At 68.1% G+C, this 14,992-nt stretch carries 17 protein-coding genes and 1 tRNA gene; 10 read left to right on the plus strand and 8 right to left on the minus strand.

Annotated features, from left to right (window positions below):
* Window positions 1-49 precede the first annotated feature (49 nt).
* Entirely contained in the window at window positions 50-1,591 is a 1,542-nt protein-coding gene (locus EPL00_RS00300; protein WP_238398094.1) for an MATE family efflux transporter, read from the plus strand.
* Window positions 1,592-1,617: 26 nt separating this feature from the next.
* Here the strand turns inward: EPL00_RS00300 and EPL00_RS00305 are convergent, their stop codons facing one another.
* Window positions 1,618-2,658 carry an ornithine cyclodeaminase family protein gene (locus EPL00_RS00305; protein WP_135852378.1) on the minus strand — a complete coding sequence of 347 codons (1,041 nt, stop codon included), beginning with the start codon at window positions 2,656-2,658 and terminating at the stop codon, window positions 1,618-1,620.
* A gap of 54 nt (window positions 2,659-2,712) precedes the next feature.
* Complete coding sequence (locus tag EPL00_RS00310) at window positions 2,713-3,024, minus strand: DUF5789 family protein (protein WP_135852377.1); 312 nt, start codon at window positions 3,022-3,024, stop codon at window positions 2,713-2,715.
* Window positions 3,025-3,453: 429 nt separating this feature from the next.
* On the opposite strand from EPL00_RS00310, the gene EPL00_RS00315 reads away from it, so the two are divergent.
* Entirely contained in the window at window positions 3,454-4,191 is a 738-nt protein-coding gene (locus EPL00_RS00315; RefSeq protein WP_135852376.1) for a creatininase family protein, read from the plus strand.
* 57 nt (window positions 4,192-4,248) lie between these two features.
* On the opposite strand, the gene EPL00_RS00320 is transcribed toward EPL00_RS00315, so the two are convergent.
* Window positions 4,249-4,755, minus strand: coding sequence for a DUF5790 family protein (locus tag EPL00_RS00320; RefSeq protein WP_135852375.1), 507 nt, complete (start codon window positions 4,753-4,755; stop codon window positions 4,249-4,251).
* Between the two features lie 182 nt (window positions 4,756-4,937).
* Between EPL00_RS00320 and EPL00_RS00325 the strand changes: the two genes are divergently transcribed.
* Window positions 4,938-5,342, plus strand: a complete 405-nt coding sequence (locus tag EPL00_RS00325) for a CBS domain-containing protein (RefSeq protein ID WP_135852374.1) — start codon at window positions 4,938-4,940, stop codon at window positions 5,340-5,342.
* A gap of 462 nt (window positions 5,343-5,804) precedes the next feature.
* Here the strand turns inward: EPL00_RS00325 and EPL00_RS00330 are convergent, their stop codons facing one another.
* Window positions 5,805-6,155, minus strand: a complete 351-nt coding sequence (locus tag EPL00_RS00330) for a dihydroneopterin aldolase family protein (RefSeq protein WP_135852373.1) — start codon at window positions 6,153-6,155, stop codon at window positions 5,805-5,807.
* Window positions 6,156-6,326: 171 nt separating this feature from the next.
* On the opposite strand from EPL00_RS00330, the gene EPL00_RS00335 reads away from it, so the two are divergent.
* Window positions 6,327-6,935: a translation initiation factor IF-2 subunit beta gene (locus tag EPL00_RS00335; protein WP_135852372.1), complete on the plus strand. Its 609-nt coding sequence runs from the start codon at window positions 6,327-6,329 to the stop codon at window positions 6,933-6,935.
* A 51-nt stretch (window positions 6,936-6,986) separates the two neighbouring features.
* On the opposite strand, the gene EPL00_RS00340 is transcribed toward EPL00_RS00335, so the two are convergent.
* Complete coding sequence (locus EPL00_RS00340; protein WP_135852371.1) at window positions 6,987-7,214, minus strand: DUF7860 family protein; 228 nt, start codon at window positions 7,212-7,214, stop codon at window positions 6,987-6,989.
* 90 nt (window positions 7,215-7,304) lie between these two features.
* On the opposite strand from EPL00_RS00340, the gene EPL00_RS00345 reads away from it, so the two are divergent.
* Window positions 7,305-7,541 (plus strand): hypothetical protein, encoded by a 237-nt coding sequence (locus EPL00_RS00345; RefSeq protein ID WP_135852370.1) that lies wholly within the window; start codon window positions 7,305-7,307, stop codon window positions 7,539-7,541.
* Window positions 7,542-7,593: 52 nt separating this feature from the next.
* On the plus strand, window positions 7,594-8,349 hold the full coding sequence (azf, locus tag EPL00_RS00350; RefSeq protein WP_135852369.1) for an NAD-dependent glucose-6-phosphate dehydrogenase Azf: 756 nt from the start codon (window positions 7,594-7,596) through the stop codon (window positions 8,347-8,349).
* A 21-nt stretch (window positions 8,350-8,370) separates the two neighbouring features.
* Here the strand turns inward: azf and EPL00_RS00355 are convergent, their stop codons facing one another.
* Window positions 8,371-8,988 (minus strand): DUF309 domain-containing protein, encoded by a 618-nt coding sequence (locus EPL00_RS00355; protein WP_135852507.1) that lies wholly within the window; start codon window positions 8,986-8,988, stop codon window positions 8,371-8,373.
* Between the two features lie 122 nt (window positions 8,989-9,110).
* Between EPL00_RS00355 and EPL00_RS00360 the strand changes: the two genes are divergently transcribed.
* Window positions 9,111-10,475, plus strand: coding sequence for an outer membrane protein assembly factor BamB family protein (locus EPL00_RS00360; RefSeq protein ID WP_135852368.1), 1,365 nt, complete (start codon window positions 9,111-9,113; stop codon window positions 10,473-10,475).
* The gene (locus tag EPL00_RS00365) at window positions 10,472-11,671 is read left to right on the plus strand and encodes an outer membrane protein assembly factor BamB family protein (RefSeq protein ID WP_135852367.1); all 1,200 of its coding nucleotides are present in this window, start codon (window positions 10,472-10,474) and stop codon (window positions 11,669-11,671) included. Before EPL00_RS00360 ends, EPL00_RS00365 begins: the two co-directional genes overlap by 4 nt.
* Before the next feature lie 364 nt (window positions 11,672-12,035).
* On the opposite strand, the gene EPL00_RS00370 is transcribed toward EPL00_RS00365, so the two are convergent.
* A tRNA-Arg gene (locus EPL00_RS00370) sits at window positions 12,036-12,108 on the minus strand.
* 127 nt (window positions 12,109-12,235) lie between these two features.
* On the opposite strand from EPL00_RS00370, the gene EPL00_RS00375 reads away from it, so the two are divergent.
* Together EPL00_RS00375 and EPL00_RS00380 are read left to right on the plus strand one after the other, a co-directional pair.
* Window positions 12,236-12,841, plus strand: coding sequence for a hypothetical protein (locus EPL00_RS00375; protein ID WP_135852366.1), 606 nt, complete (start codon window positions 12,236-12,238; stop codon window positions 12,839-12,841).
* Window positions 12,842-13,038: 197 nt separating this feature from the next.
* The gene (locus EPL00_RS00380; protein ID WP_135852365.1) at window positions 13,039-14,487 is read left to right on the plus strand and encodes a single-stranded DNA binding protein; all 1,449 of its coding nucleotides are present in this window, start codon (window positions 13,039-13,041) and stop codon (window positions 14,485-14,487) included.
* A 36-nt stretch (window positions 14,488-14,523) separates the two neighbouring features.
* On the opposite strand, the gene EPL00_RS00385 is transcribed toward EPL00_RS00380, so the two are convergent.
* Entirely contained in the window at window positions 14,524-14,742 is a 219-nt protein-coding gene (locus tag EPL00_RS00385; RefSeq protein ID WP_135852364.1) for a hypothetical protein, read from the minus strand.
* Window positions 14,743-14,992 lie beyond the last annotated feature (250 nt).

A 14,992-nucleotide genomic window follows, 5' to 3' on the forward strand; every position in this document is an offset into this window, starting at 1 on the left:
GACGACAGACCCACAACTTTCAAACCGACCCCCTTCGTTTCGAAACCTCATGGACCTCGCAGCCGACGACAGTATCACCGAGGGCGGTCTCCTCGGTCCGATGTTCAAGCTCGCGTGGCCCATCGTCGTCATCCAGCTGTTGCAGGTGACGTACAACATCGCCGACACGTTCTGGCTCGGACGCCTGTCGGCCGATGCGGTGGGCGCGCTGAGCCTCGCGTTTCCGCTCATCTTCCTGCTCATCTCCATCGCGGGCGGGTTCACGACCGCGGGGTCGATTCTGGTCGCCCAGTACACCGGTGCCGACAGCGAGGGGTCGGCCGGTGAAGTCGCGGGCCAAATCGTCTCGTTCGTCACGCTGTTGGCGCTCACCCTGAGCGTCATCGGGTACTTCGCCACCGAGCCGATGCTCGGCGCGCTCCCGAGTCAGGCCCAGACGACCGACCAAATCGTTCCGCTTGCCCGCGACTACATGGAGGTGTTCTTCCTCGGACTCCCCTTCCTGTTCGGCTTCTTCGTGTTCACGTCGCTGATGCGAGGCTACGGCGACACGAAGACCCCGATGCGGGTGATGTTCGTCTCGGTCGCGCTCAACGTCGTGTTGGACCCGCTTCTCATCTTCGGCTACGGGCCGTTTCCCGCGCTGGAGATAGAGGGCGCGGCGCTGGCGACCATCATCTCCCGAGGAGTCGCCAGTGCGCTGGGCTTCTACGTCCTGTTCGTGGCGAAGGCCGGGCCGGACGTGTCGGTCGCCGACCTCGTGCCCGATTTGGGGTACATCTGGGACATCGTGCGCATCGGCGTTCCCTCGACCGTCGAGCAGTCGATGAGTGCGCTGGCGATGATAACGCTGACCGCGATGGTCGTCCAGTTCGCCCCGCCGGTCGTCTCGGCGTACGGACTGGGCAACCGACTCGCGTCGCTCGTCTTCCTGCCCGCGATGGGACTCGGCCGGGCGACCAACACGATGGTCGGCCAAAACCTCGGCGCGGGTAAGTCCGACCGGGCCGAGCGAGCGGTCTGGATTGCCGCCAAGGCGGGCGCTGGCGTGATGTTCGTCGTCGCCATCGTCGCCGCACTCGTCCCCGGACCCATCGTCTCGGTGTTCCTCGCGACCGGGAGCGAGGCCGCCCGCGAGACCGTCGCGTACGGCTCGACGTACCTCCGGGTTCGCTCGGTCGAGTTCGTCTTCATGGCGGTCTTGCAGGTCATGCTCGGGGCCTACCGCGGCGCGGGCAACACCAAGACCGCGATGGTGTTCTCGATGGTCGCGCTCTGGCTCGGCCGCGTGCCGACGGTGTACTACCTCGCGTTCGTCGCGGGGTTCGGCGCGACGGGCATCTGGTTCGGGATGGCGCTCGGGAGCATCGTCGGCGGCATCGCGGCCGCGCTCTGGTTCACCCGCGGGACGTGGAAAGAGACAGTCATCGACGACGAGGAGACGGACTCTCCGGACGCCTCCGCGAGTACCGAAGCACCCGAGACGCCCGCCAGCGCCGAACCGCCCCGGTCCGCCGAGAACCCCGACGCGCCGACCCCCGATTCGCCCGATACGGACCTCTCGGAACCCTCCGCCTCGGAGGGGAAGTGACCGACCTCGTTCCTCGACTCGACGCGCTACAACTCGACTTCCGTGCCGATTCCTCGCTCCGCGGCCTTCTCGAAGACGTACTCCGCGCTCGCGGCGTCCAGCACCGCGGTCCCGACGCTCTCGACCACCAGAATCTCGTCGTCGGTCTCGCGTCCGGCGCGCTCCTCGAAGACCTCCGAGAGGGGAACGAAGTCGTCTTCGGCGAGGTCCGCGGCTATCGCGTCCCCGATTTCGGCGACCTCCTCGGGCACGTCCGCGAAGACCCGACTCGCGCGCTCGAACACCTCGGGAGCCAGTTCCTGCATCTCGGCAGTGTAGGCCCCGACCGCGACGACCAGCGCGCCGGGCGCGAGCGCGTCGGCCGGGAACACCGGTTCGGTCGCCGTCGTCGCCGTGACGACCACGTTCGCACCGGAGACGGCGGCTTCCGGACTCTCGGCGGTCTCGACGGAAACGTTTCTCTCCTCGAACTCCTCGCGGAGGTCGGCGGCGCAGGACTCCTTGGAGTCGCTGGGCGAGTAGACCTGGACGGACCGGAGGTCGGTCGCGGCCGCGATTGCGCGGGCCTGCCAGCGCGCCTGCGTGCCCGCGCCGACGAGCGCGAGCGCGAGACCGTCCGTCTCTTGGGGACCTGCGCCCGCGGCCAACTCGGCGGCCGCGAGTCCGCCGATACACCCCGTGCGGGCGTTGGTGATTCGGGTCCCTGCGAGGTAGCCCGCCGGAAGCCCGGTCTCGGCCTCGGTCAGCGCGATTTGGGCGTTGACCGTCGGGAGGCCGCGCTCGGCGTTGCCCTCGTGGACGCCGACGAGTTTCGTCGCGTAGAAGCGCGCGCCGTGGAGGTACGCGGGCATGACGAGGCCGGTTCCGGCGGGGTCGCCACCGTCGCTCGCGTCGTCCGCCGCGGTCGAATCTCGGCCGCCGAGACCGATGCCGACCGGGAAGTGCGGGCGGTCGGGGCGTTCGACCTCGTCGCGGCCCTGCTTGCGGAAAGCGTCGCGGACTACCGGCAGGAGGTCGGCGAGGTCGAGGCAGTCGGCCACGTCACCGTCGGAGCAAACTCTGACCATGCCCGGCGCTTGGAGCGCGGGGGCGTTAGCGTTTCCCCCGGCGAACGCGGAGCCTCAGAACGATTCGTCGGTGTTCTCGCCCTCGTTTCCGGCACCGCGGTCGGAGTACCCCTCCCGACCCACCGCGTCGGCGCTGACCCGGTTGAGGATGGCCTGTTCGACCTCGTCGGCCGACTCGAAGGTCTCGTCGCCGCCCGTGACCATGACCTCCTCGAAGCTCTCCTCGCCGTCCGGCAGGCCGATTTCGTGGTCGCCGAACCGGTCCATCAGCTCCTCGGCGTCCATCGGGTAGTCGGCGTCCCGCAGGTCGTCTTTCAGGTCGCCGAGTTCGAGCCCCATCTCGCGGCTGTCGTCGGTGTCGCTCATAGCGTGGCTACGCCGCGAACTCGAATAAGGCGTGTGGCCCCGAGGAGTTCCGTCGGGCCGAATCGCGCGACTCGGCACCGGTAGCCGCGTTCCGGGCCTCCTCGGCCGACCACGGTTCCGCGTACCGTCACAATCCTCGGGTCCGCGAATATTCACGGCCTACAGGATGCGCCGTGGCCGCGCTCGCACGCCGCGGTTCCGCGCGAGCGCGGACGCACGCGGGGAGGTTCGGGGCGCGGTGCGGTGCCGGTGCGGGTCGATGCGGTACGGGCGGTTGCGGTCTTCATAGCAGTCGGCTTCGGGACGGTTCGCGGTGCTGTACGGTACAGTGGTGACGGCTCCCCATCCAACCCCCGAAAACCATCCGGTCCGGAATCCACCGCCGAGGAATCCACCGCCTACAAGTCCGCACGCGCCGACGCCACCGACATGGACCTCTTCGACTCGACGTGGACCGACGCCGACGCGGCCGCGACCGACCTCGCGCTCCTCCCGGTCGGGAGTACCGAACAGCACGGTCCCCACGCGCCCCTCGGGACCGACGTGCTGACGGCGGAGGCGGTCGCCGACGAGGCCGCCGCGACCTACGACGGCGAGGTCGTGGTCGCGCCAGCGATTCCGGTGGGGGTGGCCGAGGAGCACCGCCAGTTCACCGGGACGCTGTGGGTCAGCGCGGACACCTTCCGGAGCTACGTCCGGGAGACGGTCGCCAGCCTCGCACACCACGGCTGGGACCGGGTGGTGCTGGTCAACGGCCACGGCGGGAACGTCGGCGCGCTCCGGGAGGTCGCGGCGACCATCGCGCGCCACGACGCGGCCTACGCGGTCCCGTTCACGTGGTTCGAGGCGGTCGGCGACCACAGCGACGACATGGGCCACGGCGGGCCGCTCGAAACCGCGATGCTCCGGCACGTCGCGCCCGACCTCGTGCGCGAGGAGCGCGTCGAGGAGGCCCGCGAGGGAGCCAGCGACGGCTGGGGCGAGTGGGTCAGCTATGCGAATCTGGCGGTCGATTCGGCGGAGTTCACGGAGAACGGCGTCGTCGGCGACCCCGCCGAGGGGTCGGTAGAACGCGGCGAGGAGTTGCTGGAACTGGCGGGCGAGGCGCTGGTGTCGCTGTTGGCGGCGGTCGAGTCGCGGGACGTGTCGCTCCCGCCGCACAAGTAGCGCGGTCGAGTGACGGACGTTCGCGCGGTCCGGCGCGTTTCGCGGTACTTCGAGTCGCTACTCGGCGGCCTCGGCTTCTTCGGCGTCCTCGTCGTCGGTCTGGGCCTCGTCGGACTCCTCGTCGGTGTCGGCATCCGCCGCGGCGTCCGCTTCGTCGTCGGCCTCCTCGTCGTCGGCCTGTAGTTCTTCGAGGGTGTTCTTCACCCCCGGAATCGTGCTGGTGAGGTCGCCGACCTGTTCTTTGGCGTCCTCGATGTCCTCGATGGCCTCCTCGACGCGGCCGATTTCGGCTTCGAGGTCGTCGGCCTCCTCGAACGCGTCGGCGCGCTCGCCCATCGTGTACCACTTCTTGGCGTCCCGGAGGTGGTCGGCGGCGTCGCCGGTGTCGAGCGCGGACCGGAGCGCGTTCAGCGCGCCGAGGGTGTTGTCGGCCTCGACGTTCCAGATGTCGTCGGTGTCGGGGAGCGAATCGCTGGCCTGTTCGAGGCTGGCCTCCACGTCCTCGCGGACCTCGCTGGCCGCCTCGCCGAACAGCTCGTCCTCGTCGAGTGTCGATTGGCTCATACGTTTCCGTTCGGCGCGATGCCTTTTAAACCCACGCCCGAAACCGAAAGTGAAACCCGGTCACTGGTCGGCGACCGGTCGGGTCGAACCGAAAGCGACGACGCGAATGGGGAGCGCGACTCCTCGGTCGGGCGGCACTCCTCGGCCGAATATTTATCAGCGGTCGGGAGAAAGACGAACGTATGGAGGACATTTTCGTCGGACGACTCATGTCGTCGCCCGTGAAGACGGTCTCGCCCGACACGAAGGCACACGTCGCCGCCGAGACGATGCTGGACGAAGGTATCGGTTCCGTGGTCGTCACCGACGACGACGGCCAGTTGCTCGGCATCCTCACCGCGACGGACTTCGTTCACATCGCGGCCGAACAGCGGTGGGCCACCGACGCGACGGTCGAGAACTACATGACGACCGACGTGACGACGACCGACGCGAACGCGGAGGTCCGGGACATCGCCGACCTGATGATAGAGGAGGGCTTCCACCACGTCCCGGTCGTGGACGACGACGAGGGCGTCGTCGGCATGGTCACGACGACCGACATCACGGCCTACATGTCCCACGTCCAGACGCCCAGTCCGTCGTAAGCGGACGATTCTGCGGATTTGCCGCTTTTTCGAGTGTAACGGTCAGCTACCGCATCGCGCGAATTTTCACCGACCACAGGATGCGCCGCACGCTCGGCCGCGCATGCGGTTCCGCGCGGCCGAGCGCGCAGGCGGGGAGGTTCGGGGCGCGGTCTGCGGTGCGGTAGCGGTGCTGTGCGTAGTGGTGCTGTGCGTAGCGGTTGCGGTCTGATTGGCGTCGGCGATAGGTCGCCGCGCCGTCGCGGTGCTGTCACGGGACCGTTCATTTTGGTGCTGTCACGGGACCGTTCAGTTTCGGTGCTGTCACGAGACCGTTCAGTTTCGGTGCTGTCACGGGACCGTTCATTTTGGTGCTGTCACGGGACCGTTCAGTTTCGGTGCCGCCGCGGCCCGACACGAACTGACTAGGGATTTCTATAGCCACTTCAAAAATATCTAGACAATGCTAAAGAAATGCCATACCTATGCTACAGACTCGACTCTCATCAGCGGGTAGCCGTCCTCCATCTCCATCCGGGTGACGACGGAGACGCCCTCGTAGTCCACGACGACTTCGACCTCCATGAACCGACCCGTGAGTTCGGTGTACCCGCCGGTCATCTCGTCTCGGAGCTTGTCGGTCAGAATCTCGACGCTCACCGAGTCGGCGAACGGTTGGTTCTCGATGGACTCCTCGATGGCGGTTTCGAGGCTCGGCGCGCTCTCGGGGCTGACGGGCGTCCCGGCGAACTGGTGGTAGAGCGCGCCGAACTTGATGCCCGCCTCGAAGCAGGCCTCCTCGGCGTCGGTGGGGTCGGAATCGGTCGTCTCCATGCTCGAAGGCCTCGCGGGCAATCCGTTAAAGTCGCCCGGTCTGCGTGCCGGTCCAATCGCCCGGACTGTGTGCCGGTCCAGTCGCCCGGCCGGAGCGTCGGCCCGACGCAGACCCGTCCCTGCGCCGGTCCAACACAGAATACCTATCAGTCTCCGACACCTGCCGTACCCATGGACTACGCATCTAACCTCGACAGAGCCATGGACGCGACGCCCGACTTCGAGGGCCAGAGCGAGCGATTCAGCTACCCCGACGCCAACGCGCAGAAGGACGGCGCGTTCACCCGACTCACCAACCTGAGCGACGTTGCCGACGCACTCGGCCGGGACCCCGAACACATCCACAGCGCGCTCCAGCGCGAACTCGGTACCAACGGGAAACTCGAAGACGGCCGCGCGCGCTACAACGGGACCTTCTCCGGGTCGGACTTCGACGCCGCCTTGGAGAGCTACGTCCAAGAGTTCGTCCTCTGTTCGGAGTGTGGCCTGCCGGACACCCGCCTCGTCCGCGAGAACCGCAACCTGATGCTGCGCTGTGACGCCTGTGGTGCGTTCCGCCCCGTGACGAAGCGTTCGACCTCCTCGCAGAACCAGAACCGCGAAGCGGTCGAGGAGGGCGCGACCTACGAGGTCAAAATCACCGGCACGGGTCGCAAGGGCGACGGCGTGGCCGAGAAGGGCAAGTACACCATCTTCGTGCCCGGTGCCCAAGAGGGCGACGTGGTGCAGATCTACATCAAGAACATCAGCGGGAATCTGGCGTTCGCGCGACTCGCCTAACCGCTCTACGGTTTCTCTCGGGACTTCTCCTCTCTCTGAATCTCCCGGTTCTCACTCGGTCAGTGGCATCACGACGCCGAACACCAGCGGCGAGAGCAACGCGCCGAGCGTCCCCAGTATCTCGAAGTTCACGAACAGCGCGTTCTCCCACGCCGGGAGCGTGAGGTGCATCGCCGCCGCGGCGAGTTCGCCGCCCGCCCCGACCGCGAACAGTGCGAGACTGCACAGGAATCCAGTTTTGGCCAGCCACTGGTAGTTCAGGTCTCCGTATCGTCCCATGCGTTCGGGTCCGCCGAGAGGCCGGAAAAACGTTGTCGTTCTTCACGTATCACAAAACACGTTTATGCGTCTAGGTTCTCGGTCGTCGTAATGTACGAACTACTGACCGAACTCGGGACCGAGGCGTTCGCGGTCGTCGCGTACGCACTGGGGACGGTCGCGCTGTCGTTGTTCGGACTCGCCGCGGAGTACAACAGCCTCCAGCGATTCGTCGGCGGGGAGACGCTCCTCGCCGGGTGGTTCGCGGTCATGGGCCTCGTGGCGCTGGCGTTCGCGGTGCAACTCGGCCGCGAGCGGCTCCTGCCACGACTCGCCGCCGACAACTGACTCCGCACCGAATCGTACCTTACTTATCATCCGATTCCCTCTCTCCACCTGAATGGACGACCCAGTCCTGCTAACGGGCGCGGAGGGCCGCGTCGGGCAGGCCATCCTCTCGGACCTCTCGGCTGAGTACGAGTGGCGACTCCTCGACCGGGACCCACCGACCCACGACACGAACCACGAGTTCGTCGTCGCCGACATCACCGACGAGGAGGCCGTCCGCGAGGCCGCCGAGGGCGTCGGGGCCATCGTTCACCTCGCGGGCGACCCCCGTCCCGAAGCGCCGTGGAACAGCGTGCTGAACAACAACATCGACGGCACCCGGAACGTCTTGGAGGCCGCCGTCGCGGAGGGCGTCGAGAAGGTCGTGTTCGCCTCGTCGAACCACGCCGTCGGGGCCTACGAGACCGACGAGCGCACGCCCGACATGTACCGACCGAGCGACGACTACCAACTCGACGGCACGGAACTGCCTCGCCCCTCGAACCTCTACGGCGTCAGCAAGGCGACCGGCGAGGTCTTGGGTCGGTACTACCACGACGAACACGGTCTGAGCGTGGTCTGCGTCCGCATCGGCAACCTGACGAAGAACCACCCGCCGAGAGACTACGAGCGCGGGCAGGCGATGTGGCTCTCGCACAGCGACTGCGCGCACCTGTTCGACCGGTGCATTCAGGCCGATTACGACTACGAAATCGTCTACGGCATCTCGGACAACGACCGGAAGTACTACTCCATCGAGAACGCCCGCGAGGTGCTGGGCTACGAACCCAAAGACAACTCCGCCGAGTTCGCCAACGCCGAGTGCTGAATCCGGCTCGACGGTCGCGTTCTAATCGAACAGTCCCTCTACGTCCTCTTCTTCGTGTCTTCGTTTCCCCACCGCACCCTCCAATCGCTGGAAGATTATCCCGCGGTTCGCCGCGTCGCGCGCGAAGTCCATCACGAACGTCACGAACTGGCTGGTCGCCTTCCCGCCGTCCAAGTCCGCCAGAGCGTACTCGATTGCCTTCTCGACCACGCTCTCGTCGTAGCCGTACTCCTCGGCCACCACCTCGGCGACGACCGCGCTGGCCTCGAAGCGCAGGTCCTCGGGTCGGAGCGGGACCTCCTCGTGAGTCAGGTCGGGGGGCGCGACGCGCTCTACGTGTTCGGGGTCGCTGGCGACCGCCCGGAGATAGTTCCGCACGTCGCCGACGTTCACGCCTCGGTAGTCGGCCGGGAGGTCCGCGAGGTAGCCCGCGCCGCTCTCGGCGAGACCCCGGACGCCCGCCCAGTTCGCGCCGTAGGCGTGGTGGACCGCCGCGGTGAACTGGATGAGTCCGTGGAGGAGTCGCTCGTCGTCGCTCCCCGCCGCCAAGTCGAGCCAGCGGTCCTCCCACGCGTCGTGGGCCGCGTGGAACTCGCCGTCGTTGTAGATGGCGACCCCGGCCCGGAGGTGGTCGGCCATCTCACTCCGGTCGTCGCTCGTGTTGCCCCGGTAGTCGTCGTTCATGCGCCCCGTTGGGCGTCGGCGAGCAAGTGCGTTCGGACTCGAAAGCGTCAACTTCCCGGCGCGAATCTGTCGGCCCGATGCACCGCCGCCACCTCCTCGCGACCCTCGGCGGCGTCGCCCTGTTCGGCACCGCCGGATGCGCGACGAACGCCTGTTCGCCCTCCCCGACGACCGAGTTCGACCCGCCCCGGACGGCGTGGCCCCGGCCGCGCTTCGGCCCGACGAACGTCGCCGCGGCCGACGCCTCCGGAGTCGATGCCCCCGCGGACGGACCGACGGCGCGCGGACCGACGGCACGTGGCCCGTCCGACGACCCCGCGACCGCGTGGACCTGCGACCTGCCCGACGACGCGCGCGACGACGGCGCGACCAGCGCGCCGGTCGTCGCCGACGGCACCGTCTACGTCGCCACCGGTCTCCCCGGCCGATTCGCCGAGGAAGGGAGCGACGGCTCCCTGCTCGCAATCGACGCCGCGACCGGAGAGACGCGCTGGTCGAGCCGCCTCCCCGAGGGCGCGACCGGGCCGCCGACGGTCGCGGACGGGACCCTCCTCGTCGGCGCGAGAGACGGCACGCTCCGAGGATTCGACTTCGAGGGCACCCGAAAATGGTCGGTCGGCTTCGACGCGCCGCCCAACACTCCGACAGTGGTCGGCGACGCGGCTTACCTGACGACGGCGCAGGGGTCCGTGAAGGCCGTCGCGCTCCCGAGCGGCGACGCTTGCTGGACGGTCTCACAAAAGCGACCCCGCGACCACCTCGGCTTCGGCCGGGCGTACCACTCGGCCGCGAAACCGGCGGTCGCCGACGGCACGGTCTACGCTCCGACCGCGACGGCCGACGGCGAGGAGGGCCACAGTATCCGGCAGGGGCGACTCCTCGCCATCGACGCCGAGTCGGGCGAGCGACGCTGGCAGTACCGGTTCGAAACCGACGAACTGCCCCGCGCGCCCGCAGTCCGCGACGGGACTGTCTACGTCGCTGGCGGCGACGCGCTCCACGCCGTCGCGGCGGAGTCGGGCGAGCGTCGCTGGTCGTTCGCCACCGGCTACGACGAGAGTAGCGCCCCGGCGGTCGCCGACGGAACGGTGTACGTCTCCTCGAAGAACGTCTACGCGCTCGACGCCGAGACCGGCGACGAGCGGTGGCGACACGTCAATCTGGCCACGTCCGGGTCGATTACTCACGACGACCAGACTGCGCTCACCGACTCGCCCGCGGTCGCCGACGGGGCGGTCTACGTCGCGGTCGGCGCGCTCGACGCCGAGACGGGCACGGAGCGGTGGGGCGAGTTCGGCAACCGGCCCGACAGCGAGTACTTCTATCCGACGGACCGCGACGACGTGGCCGCTGGCGGCCCCGCGCTCGCGGACGGCGCGGCCTACGTCGCGACGACGTACGGTGTGATTCACAAGTTCGCTGGCGGAGGTGATGGCGCGTGAAGCGTCGGGCGCTCCTCGCGGCCTGCGGCGCGACGCTCTCGGCTGGCTGTGCGGGCTGGAGTCCGCTCGGCGGGCCGGTCGGTTCGGGCTGTGAACTCGCCGAGGAGGTACCGGGCGACGCCGAGTGGGGCGCGCCGAGGGGTGGCCCGCGGAACACCGCCTCGGCACCGGCGAACCGAACGCCAGCACCGCCGCTGTCGGTTTCGTGGACGTTTTCGATACCGGGCGTGATGGGGACGCCGACGCCGACCGTGGTAGACGGGACGGCGTTCGTCACTGACTTGGATGGGAGCGCCTTCGCAATCGACGCTGAGACGGGCGACCGACAGTGGCGAACCGCTGTCGCGGAGATCGAGAGCGGCGTCACGGTCGGCGACGGTCTCGCGGTCGTCACGAGCGACGAGGGCGTGGTCGCGCTCGACGCCGACGACGGGACCGAGCGGTGGGTCGCGGCGGTCTCGCCCGCCTACGAGGCGACGCCGGTCGTCGCCGACGACAGCGTCTACGTGCCGTCTGACCTCGGAATCGTCGCGCTCGACGCCGCCGACGGAACCGAGCGGTGGCGATACGTGACCGGCCTGCGGACGAAGGCATCGCCAGCGGTGGCCGACGGCACGGTCTTCGTGGGGAACGACGACGCCTACGTCTACGCGCTCGACGCCGCGACCGGCGACCCACGGTGGCGGTTCAAGACCCGCGGAGAGGTGGCCTGCTCCCCGGCGTTCGCCGGTGGAACGGTCTACGCGGGGTCCCGAGAGGGACGAGTCTACGCGCTCGACGCCGAGACGGGCAAACGGCGCTGGTCCCGCGCCGTCACGCGATCCGTCGAAGGGGTCGAGGACCTCGCGGTCGGTCACGGGAACGTCTACGTCGGTGCCGACGAGCGACTGCACGCTGTCGGACGCGAGTCCGGCGAGCAGTGCTGGCGCTCGGGGCGCTACGTCAGCCGGTACTCCGGTGGTCCGGCGGTTGGTGACGGACGCGTGTACGCCCCGACGGACCGCGGGGGCGGCGACATCGACCTGCGCGAGACGAGCATCGGCGGGTTCGACGCCGGAACCGGCGAACTCGTCTGGCGGCTCGACGCGGGCGACGACCGGCGGATGGATATCGCCCCCGCGATAGCCGACGGGGCGCTCTTCGCCGGAGGCAACGTAGCCGGGTCGCTCGCAGTCGCGCGACTCGACCCGCGATGAGAACGGAGCGTTCGCTCCTCGGTTGGTTCGATAACTGAGATACGGACGACTCGCTACGCTCGTCGTCGTTGCGTCGCGGCAGAAACGTCCTGACGGAGTCCTCACGAGCGAAGCGAGTGAGGGCACGTCAGGTCGTGAACGAAGTGAACGTCCTGACGGAGATTTGAACTCGCCGAGACGGTCCGGGCGTGCGGCCTTCGGCCGTTCCGGGCGTGCGACTCGTCTGCTCAAATCTCCGTAAATGGAGTTTCCGCGACGCGGACGACTCGCTACGCTCGTCGTCGTTGCGTCGCGGCAGAAACGCCCTGACGGAGTCCTCACGAGCGAAGCGAGTGAGGGCACGTCAGGTCGTGAACGAAGTGAACGTCCTGACGGAGATTTGAACTCCGGTCCCTGGCTCCGCAAGCCAAGAGGATAGTCCACTACCCTATCAGGACTCATCTCTACGTATGCCGGTTCTACTTATAAGGGTCACGGTCTGATGGCGGCGTGATACGGCGGCACACGCCACAAACCAATTTTTCCATCCGTGGGAACTATGAAAGGGGCCGTCGGACACTCCGTATGGACAGACGGGAGCTACTCGGGCGGTTCGGCGGGCTCCTCGCGGTCGGCTCGTTCGGCGGCTGTCTCGCCCAATCCGGAGACGACACCGGAGCGGGCGGCGGAGCGACGACCCGCGAGACGACCGAACGCCCGACGACCGTCACGGACCGGACGACCACCACCGAGGAGACGACCGACGGCGGGACCACCGGCGCGACGACCCGAACCACCGAGAGCGGCCCGACCACCGACGAGGGCCGACCGGGCGCGATAGCCGCGACAGAACTCGAACTCCTCGGGGTGGAGTGTGGCGAGCCGACCAGCGAGGCCAGCGTCGCGTTCGCCGACGGCGGGTCGTCGGTCGTCGTCTCCGGGACGATTCCGGGGTCGAACGGCTGTTATCTCGCCAAACTGGTCGAGGCGAGCTACGACTCCGAGACCCGGACTCTCGACGTGACGGTCTCCTCGGCGGCAAAAGAGGGGTCGCAGGTCTGCACTCAGTGCATCGTCAAGATAGACTACGAGGCGACCGTCTCGGTGTCCGGCGACGGACCCGAGCGCGTGACCGTGACCCACTCGGCGATGGGCGAGTCGAAGACCGTCGCCACTGCCGACTCGTCCTGAGAGACCGACCCGAGCGGTCGAGCGAGCGAAGGTTTATATCCGGAGACGGGACCAACTCGGCCCGTGACTCACCGACCGCCGCGACCGAACGCCGGACCGACGGGGGCGCGACGACCGCCCGACGAGAGCGCGACTGGTCGGCGCTCTCTGCAAAGACAATCCTTAAGCGCGGGCCACTCTTGCGATACGATACGATTATGGGCGCGATAGAGGACGTTCACGCCGACCTCGACGCCGACGTATCTCTCGAGGAGTTCCGCGAGGCGGTCGAGGAGAAGGTCGAGCAGATGGGCGGTCTCGCCGACGAGGAGACGGCCGCGATGCTCATCGCCCACGAGTTGGACGAGGAGGGCGGGGAGGTCGAGACCGTCGCCGACATCGAACCGGGCATGGAGGAGGTCAAGTTCGTCGCCAAGGTCGTCGGGGTGGGCGACGTGCGGACCTTCGAGCGCGACGACGAGGACCGCGAGGACGGCCGGGTCCTGAACGTCGAAGTCGCCGACGAGACCGGGTCGATTCGCATCACCTTCTGGGACCAGCAGGCCGACGCCGGAGAAGAGGAACTGGAACCCGGCGACGTGCTTCGCATCGCTGGCCGCCCCAAGGAGGGGTACAACGGCGTCGAGGTCAACGTCAACGACGCCGAACCAGACGCCGAGACCGACGTGGACGTGCAGGTTCAGGACACCTACCGCGTCGAAGACCTCTCGCTGGGCGTCTCGGACGTGAACCTGCGCGGGAAGGTGCTGGACACCGACGCCGTCCGGACGTTCGACCGCGACGACGGTTCGGAGGGGAAGGTCGCCAACCTGAAACTCGGCGACGAGACCGGCCGCATCCGGGTGACGCTCTGGGACGAGCGCACCGAGGCCGCCGAGCGACTCGACCCCGGCGTCTCCGTGGAGGTCGTGGACGGCTACGTCCGCGAACGCGACGGGAGTCTGGAACTTCACGTCGGCAACCGCGGCGCGGTCGAGGAGATTGACGACGACGTGTCCTACGAACCCGAGACCGCCGACATCGAGGCCCTCGAAATCGGCGACGAGGCTGACATCGGCGGTGTGGTCCGCGAGACCCAAGAGAAGCGCACGTTCGACCGCGACGACGGCTCGGAGGGCCAAGTCCGAAACATCCGGGTCCAAGACGGCACGGGCGACCTCCGGGTCGCGCTCTGGGGCGAGAAAGCAGACGTTGACGTGGCACCCGGCGACGAAATCCAACTCGCCGACGTGGAGATACAGGACGGCTGGCAGGACGACATCGAAGGCTCCGCCGGATGGCAGTCCACCGTCACCGTCCTCGGCGAGGCCGACCCCGGCGCGGGGTCGGCCGGAGCCAGCGGTGGCAGTACTGGCGGGAGCGGCGACGACTCGGGAAGCGACGGCACGGGTCTCGACGCCTTCGGCGGCGACGGCGCGAGCGCATCGGCCGAGTCCGACACTGGCGGGAGCGCGGACGCCGGGAGTGCGGACGCCGAATCCGTGGAGTTCACCGGCACCGTCGTCCAAGCGGGCGACCCCATCATTCTGGACGACGGCGAGGAGACCGTCAGCGTCGCGTCGAACGCCGACGTGACGCTGGGCGAGAAAGTGACCGCGCGCGGCGAGTTGCGCGACGGCACGCTCGACGCCGAAGACGTGTTCTGAACGCGCGAGAAAAACTTCGACGGCCGGACGGCGGCGTCAGCTCTCGAACGGCTCGTCGTCGCGGTGGTTGTCCGCGTTCTCTTGGTCGCTGGCGGCCTCCTCGCGGGCCTCGTTCTCGTCCACGCGAGTTTCGTCTTCGAGTTCCTCCTCGCGGGCCTGCTCGACCTCGGCGGCCTCGTCCTCGGACTCCTCGCCCGGCGCTCGCTTCTCCTTGGCCATCTCCTCGTCTCGCTCGTGGGGATTGTCGTCGGACATGGCTCGTCTTTGCAGAGCGAGTAACTTCAGACTGCTGGCAGATTCGAAGCCGATACGTGGTGTCTCTGACGAGTCGGTCACACGGCGGTTTCCCCGTCACGGTTGCCCTACAGCACGGCACTGCCACGGTTGCCGACACCACGGAATCACCGCACGGCACCGCGACTGCACCGCGGCACAGTACCGGACCGAAGCGGAAGGAGTCGCTTTCCGCTCGGTCGCCGAGGAGACCCGAAAGAGACGCCCGTAG

The organism is Halorussus salinus (assembly GCF_004765815.2).
In the GTDB taxonomy this organism is placed as follows: Archaea; Halobacteriota; Halobacteria; order Halobacteriales; family Haladaptataceae; genus Halorussus; species Halorussus salinus.